The 7,274-nt window shown below is 73.2% G+C and carries 5 protein-coding genes; 2 read left to right on the forward strand and 3 right to left on the reverse strand.

Going from position 1 to position 7,274, the window contains the following annotated elements:
- Window positions 1-69: 69 nt before the first annotated feature.
- The 3 genes from V2J85_RS37035 to V2J85_RS37045 all read right to left on the reverse strand — a co-directional run bounded on the left by V2J85_RS37035 (window position 70) and on the right by V2J85_RS37045 (window position 4,252).
- On the reverse strand, window positions 70-1,836 hold the full coding sequence (locus V2J85_RS37035; RefSeq protein WP_330824032.1) for an LCP family protein: 1,767 nt from the start codon (window positions 1,834-1,836) through the stop codon (window positions 70-72).
- Between the two features lie 237 nt (window positions 1,837-2,073).
- The gene (locus V2J85_RS37040) at window positions 2,074-3,297 is read right to left on the reverse strand and encodes an LCP family protein (RefSeq protein ID WP_419836867.1); all 1,224 of its coding nucleotides are present in this window, start codon (window positions 3,295-3,297) and stop codon (window positions 2,074-2,076) included.
- 190 nt (window positions 3,298-3,487) lie between these two features.
- On the reverse strand, window positions 3,488-4,252 hold the full coding sequence (locus tag V2J85_RS37045) for a TIGR03089 family protein (protein WP_330824033.1): 765 nt from the start codon (window positions 4,250-4,252) through the stop codon (window positions 3,488-3,490).
- 129 nt (window positions 4,253-4,381) lie between these two features.
- Between V2J85_RS37045 and V2J85_RS37050 the strand changes: the two genes are divergently transcribed.
- Window positions 4,382-5,725 carry a peptidoglycan recognition protein family protein gene (locus V2J85_RS37050; RefSeq protein WP_261951116.1) on the forward strand — a complete coding sequence of 448 codons (1,344 nt, stop codon included), beginning with the start codon at window positions 4,382-4,384 and terminating at the stop codon, window positions 5,723-5,725.
- Between the two features lie 252 nt (window positions 5,726-5,977).
- Window positions 5,978-7,060 (forward strand): mannose-1-phosphate guanylyltransferase, encoded by a 1,083-nt coding sequence (gene manB, locus V2J85_RS37055; RefSeq protein WP_330824034.1) that lies wholly within the window; start codon window positions 5,978-5,980, stop codon window positions 7,058-7,060.
- Window positions 7,061-7,274: the final 214 nt, after the last annotated feature.

Below are 7,274 nucleotides of genomic sequence, written 5' to 3' on the forward strand. Positions count from 1 at the left end.
GGGCCCTCTCCCCGTTGTCAGTCCGGTGGTGCTTCCCGGCCGCCGTGCGGGGCGGCCGGGTCACGTTCGTTACTTCGCGCAGACGTTCTTGTCGTCCGCGTTGACGTTCTGCACGTTGTCCGGAATCTCGGTCGGCGCCGAGATCGGTGTGCCCGGTGCCTTGAAGTCCTTGCCGAGGATGAGCTTCATCGGCACCCGGTCACCGGCGTCCTGTGCGGACTTCTTCAGCGCGCTCTTGGGCAGGCCCATCCAGTCGGCCAGTGCGGCGGCCTGGTCGGCCTGGTTGGGGGCGTACTCGAGGCGGGTGGCGGCCAGCTTCTGCGGGGCGTTGCCGGCGTTGGTGGAGAGCCGGGCGCCCTTGCTGTTCTGCAGCCAGTCCACGGTCTCCTGGGCCGAGCCGATCGGCCCGCCGCCGTTGGTCACGTCGACCCGCACCAGCTCCGGCGGGGCCTTCTTGACCGATCCGGAGCTCTTCTTGCCCTTGTGCTTCTTCGCGAGCTGGTGGTCGGCCCGGACCATCGCGAACAGCGGGTCCGCCTTCGCCTTGTCCAGGATGACGGTGGCCGGGTCGTTGGGGTTGTCCAGCACCGGCACCGTGGCGAAGGTGATCTTGTCGATGTTGACCCGCTTCAGGTCGTTGCCGAAGTCCAGCAGCTTGCTGGCGGTACCGATGCCGGTGTCGACGGTGAGCGCCTTGGTCGCCGCCTGGCTGACGTCGTAGAGCTTGCCGGGGCTGGAGAACGCGCTCGACTTCAGCTTGCGGATCAGCGAGCTGAGGAACTGCTGCTGCATCTTGATCCGGTCCAGGTCGCTGCCGAACCCGATGGCGTGCCGGGTGCGGACGAACGCCAGCGCCTGCTCGCCCTTGACGGTGTGCCGGCCGGCCTTCAAGTGCAGGTGAGACTTGGGGTCGTTGAGGTCCTTGGCGGCGCAGACCTCGACACCGTCCACCGCCTCGGACAGCTCCTTGACCGCGTTGAAGTCCGCCATCATGAAGTGGTCGATCTTCAGGCCGGTGAGCTTCTGGACGGTGCGCCAGGTGCAGCCGGGGTCCCGGCCCTCCTGGCCCAGGCTGGTGTTGAAGCGCACCTGGTGCTCGCCGCGGATGACCTTCTTCGAGCCGTCCTTCTGCGCCGTCGGGCAGTCCGGGATGTCGGTGATCAGGTCGCGCGGGATGCTCAGCGCGGTGGCGTTGGACCGGTCCTTGGAGATGTGCATCAGGATCGTGGTGTCCGCGTGCCCCACGCTCCCGGCGTCGCCGTAGCCGGAGTTGCCCTTGCCGTCCCGCGAGTCCGTGCCGATGATCAGCAGGTTCACCGGGCCGTCGGACACCGCCTCGTTCTCCACGCCGACGTCGACCTTGGAGATGTTCCCGTCCAGCTGCTGGTACAGGTAGTACGCGCCGCCGCAGCCGGCGACGAGGACGAAGCCGACCACGCCCGCCGTCCAGTACAGGACCTTCTTCTTCCCGGACGCCTTCGGCTTGCGCTTGCGGCGGCTCGCCGGACCCGCCACCGAGGGCGAGCCGGTCGCGGTACGCCCCGCCGCCCGCCGCGCCGCCCGGCCACCGGCCGGCCGCCCGTCCGCACCGTCCTCGCCCCGCTCACCGCGGCGCCCGCGCTGCGTCGGCAGCGGCCGGGTGTCGGTGTCGTCCCCGGCACCCGGCCGCCGCGCGGCGCGTCTGGACCCGGGGGCCTTGGGGTCGGAGGGCCGAGCGGGGGCTTGACCGGCCGGGTCAAGCCGCAGCTCGTAATTGCCGGTGTTCGGATCGAACACCCACTGATCGGCGGGATCCACGTTGTCGTCGCCCGCCTGCCCACGGCCTTGCGCGTCCACGGTGCCTTGAGTCCTCCGTCGGTGCCACGCGGCGCCATCCCCTCAAGGCGCTCGGTAGGTCGATCGTGCAGTGCATGGTCAAAGGTGCATGGTCATCGGTCCGGCAATGTGCGGACCGGATCGCTCACACTATCCGCCCAGTTCAGCGCCACGCGACGCGCGTGACAAATTCCACTTCCCTACAACTGGGCAATCCGCCCAATCCATTCGAGTCGCCGAGCGTACTTTGCGGCATCTTTATTCGCAGATCCCGCGCTCCGCCGTCGTACCGGGAAAGGTAGGCCCTGAACCCGCCGAAGGCGAGGGTTCGGGGCCCGGCTTGTCGTCCGGCGACCCACCGCCCGGCGCCCCGCCCCCGGACCGCACCGGCCGCTCCGCACCGCCCGGCGCCGGCCGCACGGTCACCGGAAGATCCCTGCCCAGCCGCCCGAAGAGCTGGTCGGCATCCGGTTCCACCAGCTCGTCGCGGTTGGGATCGAAGCGGTACTCCCGGCGCGGCACGGTCAGGAACTGCACCCGCCCGGTCGGAATGCCGCGAGTGCTGCGCACCAATTCGTACAGCCCGCGCAGCGAAGCCAGACCGCCGTCCGTGGTCAGCGAACTCGTCGCGGCATCCAGAACCGGATACAGCCGGGTCGGATTCAGCAGGACACCATTGCTCTGCACTTTCTTCACGAGAGCACCAAGAAATCGTTGTTGGCGCTCCATGCGCTCGGTGTCACTTCCGTCCCCCAGGCTCTTGCGGGCCCGCACGTATCCGAGCGCGGCCTCGCCCTGCAGCGTCTGCCGGCCCGCGGGCAGATCGAGGTGCGCCTCGGCGTCCCGGACCGGCCGGGGGAGGCAGACCTCGACCCCGCCCACCGCGTCCACCATCCGCTTGAAGCCCACGAAATCGATGATCATGTAGTGGTCGATGCGGATCCGGGTCAGCTTCTCCACCGTCCGGATCGTGCAGGCCGCCCCGCCGTACGCGAACGCCGAGTTGAACTGGGTCGTCTGCGGACCGGTCTCCCGGCCGTCGGCCCCCTTGCAGTGCGGCACCTCCACCACCAGGTCCCGCGGGATGCTCACCGCGGTGGCGCTCCTCCGGTCCGCAGCGAGATGCAGCAGCATCGTGGTGTCCGACCGCTGGCCGCTGCTCCGGCCGTACGCGCTGTTGCCGCCGGTGCGGCTGTCGGAGCCGATCAGCAGCAGGTTCTGCGCGTTCGGCGGGCCCGCCGGCGGCCGCTCCGACTCCCACTTGCGCAGCTCGGCCTCGACGTCGCTGTCGGTGTGGATATTGCCGTTGAGCTTGGCGTACAGCGCCGCGCCGGCACCCGCCCCGACCAGCAGCACCCCGACCGCCCCGAACACCAGCCGGCGCCGCCAGCGCCCGTCCGGCGGGGTGCGCCGCGGCCCCGGCCCCCTGCCCGGGCGCTCGGCCCAGCCGGTGAACCTGGGGGGCTCGGGGGTCTCGGTCACCTGTGCGTCCATCCTCACGGAGTCGGCGTAGCGCCCGTGCGCGGGCCCCGCGTCACGACGGACGGACGGAACCCGCGCCGGGTCGTACGTATCTCACGAGCATGAACGGAAACCGGCGCCCGGGCCTGCGCTGGGCCCCCACGGTCCGCCGGACGGGGGAGCGCTCCCGGGAGCGCCCCCGCGGCACGCGCTACCCGGCCGCCCGCGGCGCCCGGAAGGTGATCTTCTCGCTGGTCTCCCGGGCCGCCTCGGCCGCCGCGTCGAGCCCGCCGAGGTGCCGGCAGAGCACCACCGAGCCGCCGGCCGCCAGCGGCCCGTACAGCCCGTACGACAGGCCCTCCCAGGTGTCGTACCCCAGCCCCGACAGCACCCGGGGCGCCGCGGGCAGCCCGGCCGCGGCCGCATCGGCCCGCGCCCGGTCCACGACCTCCGCACCGGTCAGTTCCTCGCCGGCCACCACCAGCGCCACCGCATCCGCCTCCACCGGGACGAACGGCACGAACCGGTCGCCCTGCCCCGGCACCTCCACGGCGTAGTCGGCGAACCCCTCCGGCGGCTGCGGGAAACGCCCGCCCAGCGGACGCAGCGCCAGCGCCACCCGCTCCCCGGAACAGGCCCGCGCCTCCGCCAGCCGGTCCGGACCGGCCACCACCAGATCCGCGGCCGCCGGATTCCCGCCGATCTCCGCCACCACGCCCACCGACGAACAGGCCAGCAACCAGACGGCGGTCTGCCAGTGGGCCGGCAGCAGCAGCGCGAGCCGGTCACCGGGCTCGGCGGCCAGATCGCCCTGCAGATAGTTGGCGGTCTTGGCCACCCAATTGGCGAAGGTCGCGACGGACAGTTCCACGCGCTCGCCGGTGGCGTCGTCGTAGAAGGTCACCAGCGGGCGGGCCGGGTCCGCGGCGAGCGCGGAACCCAGCAGGTCGGCGGGGGTGCGATCGATGGCGTTCATCGCGGCAAGGGTACGCGCGGCGGCCGCTGACGGTGGGTCGGGCCCGGCCGGCCCGGGCCACCGGATCGGCCGATGCCCCGTCAGGTCACCGTTGGCGCGTTGCCGCCGCCCGTGTTCACGATGCTGTTCATGCGCCCCTTCCTCGCGAGCTGCCTCGGCGCGGCGTGCACCGCCGCCCTCGCCCTGCCCTTCGCGCCGGACGCCGGTGCCGCCCGCCGGCCACCCGGCCCCGCCGCGGCGCGCATCGCCGACCTCCCGGGCAGCACCCAGTCCCTGCCGGTCGCGGCCCTCGGCACCGGCGCGCCCCGCCCCACCGACCGCGACACCGCCACCGCGCCGGCGCCCCGCACCCTCGGTCTGCCGGCCCGCAGCGTACGGCCGTTCTCCCTGCTCGGCGTCGTCTGGGAGGACGCCGGCGCCGCACTCCACGGCCGGGTCCAGGTCCGCACCCGCGCCACCCGCACCGGCGCCTGGTCCGGCTGGCAGGACGTCCAGACCCACAACGACGACGCCCCCGACCTCGACGCCGCCGAACGCCACGACAGCGACGTCCGCGGCAGCACCGCGCCCCTGTGGGTCGGCGACTCCGACGCCGTCCAACTGCGCATCACCCCGCAGACCCGCAACCGCGCACCGGTCGCCGTCCCGCGCGGACTGCGCCTCGAACTCGTCGACCCCGGCAGCGCACCGCCCGCCCGGCGCAGCATCCAGGGCCCGCCGGCCCCCCTCGGCCCCGACGCCACCGCCGCCTCCGTCGCCAACGCCGCCCTCGCCCCGGTCGGCGCCACCGAGATCCCCGCCCTCGACCGCGCCGCCTCCCAGGCCGACATCGCCGCGGCCGGCGGTGGCCGGCCCGCCGGCCCGACCTACGTCGGACCGCGCCCCCGCATCGTCACCCGGGCCGGCTGGGGCGCCAACGAGAAGCTGCGCGAGAAGTCGTTCCTCTACACCCACGCGGTGCGCGCCGCCTTCGTCCACCACAGCGGCTCCGGCAACAACTACACCTGCGCCCAGGCCCCCAAGCTGATCCGCGCCATGTACCGCTTCCACGTCAAGAGCAACCACTGGCGGGACATCGGCTACAACTTCCTCATCGACAAGTGCGGAACGGTCTACGAGGGCCGCGCCGGCGGCGTCGCCAAGCCCGTCATGGGCGCCCACACCCTCGGCTTCAACAACGACTCCACCGGCATCGCCGTCCTCGGCACCTTCACCGACACCGAACCGCCCAAGGCCGCCGTTGCCGCGGTCGCCCACCTGACGGCCTGGAAGCTCGGCCTGTCCAACGCCGATCCGCGCGCCACCACAAAGATGGTCTCCAGCGGCGGCAACCGCTATCCCAAGGGAACCAAGGTCGGCCTGCACGTCATCTCCGGCCACCGCGACGGCTTCACCACCGACTGCCCCGGCAACCACCTCTACAACAAACTCGCCGCCACCCGGCTCGCCGCCGCGCAACTCCAGGGGCGCTGAACGGGATACCGGTAGGGGGCACCCCCGGGGACGGGAGACCGCCGCCGGCCGGACGAGGAGGAAGGCCGCCTTCCGGGTCGTCCCGGGCACCACTGAACCGTTCCTGCGGCAGACACGTCTTAGCGACCACGACTTGGGATGACGGCGTCCGCCCGCGGCCGGAACCCGCCCCTCCGCCGGGGCCGGCCGGGGGCCCGTCTGCCTACACTGGTCCGCCGACCGGCCGACCCCAGCAGGAAGCAGAGACGACAGGTGACAGAAGCGATCCTCCTGGTCGGCGGCAAGGGCACCCGGCTGCGCCCGCTGACGGTGCACACGCCCAAGCCCATGGTCCCGGCGGCCGGCGTGCCGTTCCTCACCCACCAGCTGGCCCGCGCCCGGGCCGCCGGCGTCGAGCACATCGTCCTGGCCACCTCCTACCTCGCCGAGGTGTTCGAGCCGTACTTCGGCGACGGCTCGGCGCTCGGGCTGCACCTGGAGTACGTCACCGAGCGGGAACCGCTGGGCACCGGCGGCGCCATCCGCAACGTCGCCGAACGGCTGCACTCCGCCCCCGGCGACCCGGTCCTGATCTTCAACGGCGACATCCTCACCGGCCTGGACATCAAGGCCCTGGTCGACACCCACCGCACCTCCGGCGCCGACGTCTCCCTGCACCTCACGCGCGTCGAGGACCCGCGCGCCTTCGGTCTCGTCCCCACCGACGGCACCGGACGGGTCACCGCCTTCCTGGAGAAGCCGCAGACGCCCGAGGAGATCGTCACCGACCAGATCAACGCCGGCGCCTACGTCTTCAACCGGTCGGTCATCGACACCATCCCGGCCGACCGCCCGGTCTCCGTCGAACGCGAGACCTTCCCCGGGCTGCTCGCCGACGGCGCGCACCTCCAGGGCATGGTCGACTCCACGTACTGGCTGGACCTCGGCACCCCGCAGGCTTTCGTCCGCGGCTCCGCCGACCTGGTCCTGGGCCGCGCCCCGTCCCCGGCGGTGCCCGGCCGCCGCGGTGACCGCCTCGTCCTGGAGACGGCCGAGGTCGCCCCGGACGCCAAGCTCACCGGCGGTACGGTCGTCGGCCCGCGCACCGTCATCGGCGCCGGCGCCGAACTCGACGGCAGCGCCGTCCTGGAGGGCGCGGTCGTCGAACCCGGCGCCGTGATCCGCGACTCCCTGATCGGCGCGGGCGCCCGCATCGGCGCCCGTACGGTGCTCGACGGCGCGGTCATCGGCGACGGCGCCCGCATCGGCGCCGACAACGAACTCCGCGACGGCATCCGCATCTGGTGCGACGCGGAGATCCCGGCCGGATCGGTGCGCTTCTCGTCGGACCAGTAGCGGGGCCGGGCCGGTGGCCGGGCCGGGCCGGTGGCCGGGACACCGGGAATACCGCCCCCACCCGGCCGGTTGAGGCCCCGCAGGGGGCCCTCGCACCCCCTACGGGATCCGTTCGCCCCGCCCCTAAGGCCCGCGCCCCAGCCCCCGGCGTCCCGCACCCCCACCCCCGGCGGCCCGCGCCCCCGCCCCGGCGCCCCCGCCCCCCCGCCCGCAG

Source organism: Streptomyces bugieae (assembly GCF_036352915.1).
Classification (GTDB): Bacteria; Actinomycetota; Actinomycetes; order Streptomycetales; family Streptomycetaceae; genus Streptomyces; species Streptomyces endophytica.

What these genes read in the sequence shown, in the direction of transcription:
- V2J85_RS37050 (WP_261951116.1), top strand. Translation starts at nt 4,382, where the DNA reads ATGCGCCCCTTCCTCGCGAGCTGCCTCGGCGCGGCGTGCACCGCCGCC.
- V2J85_RS37045 (WP_330824033.1), bottom strand. Translation starts at nt 4,252, where the DNA reads ATGAACGCCATCGATCGCACCCCCGCCGACCTGCTGGGTTCCGCGCTC.